The following is a 689-nucleotide window of genomic DNA, read 5'->3' as shown; positions in this document are numbered from 1 at the left end:
GAACATCGGTTCGGACCAAAATGATTCACTTTCGATTGATGGGCAGTTCACGACAACGCAAGGTTCTGATCGCGTGGTGAGTTACCAGTTAGATACCTCTGTAGATGTGGTTGCAGGGCTCACCTCGCAAGGCAATCCAGTGACGTTGATAGAGACTGCAAATCCTGATGGCAGCTTCAGCTACGTTGCGACCGCTGATGGCAACCCTGTCTTTACGTTGGTAGTGAAAACGGATGGCAGTTATAACTTCACGCTGGAAGGCCCAATCGATCACGCTATTAATAGCGACGAGCTAACGCTGAACTTCCCAATCATCGCAACGGACTTTGATGGTGACACCAGCTCTGCGGTGCTCCCAGTGACTATCTTCGATGACCAACCGACCATCACAAACGTCGATGCCATTATGGTTGATGAAGACGATTTATCGGGCGTTGGTTCTGCTCAGGATAGCGTTGTTTCTATTGACGGTAAATTCACTACAACAGAAGGCTCTGATCGCGTGGTGAGCTATCAACTTGATTCCTCGACGGATCCTGTTGCTGGCCTTACCTCACATGGCGAAGCGGTTGTACTCGTAGAAACGGCAAATGCTGACGGCAGCTTCACTTACAGTGCGACGGCAGATGGCAATCCAGTATTTACGTTGGTAGTGAATGTGGATGGCTCTTACAACTTCACGTTGGAAG

General features: G+C 49.5%; 1 pseudogene. It reads left to right on the top strand.

The window, feature by feature from the left end:
* Positions 1–689 (top strand): annotated as a pseudogene (locus R8N47_RS25400) (hypothetical protein); the annotation flags it as partial.

It is taken from the genome of Vibrio sp. 2132-1, assembly GCF_033344315.1.
Note: the sequence above shows the minus strand (reverse complement) of the source record. Positions and strands in the feature narration are given on the sequence as shown.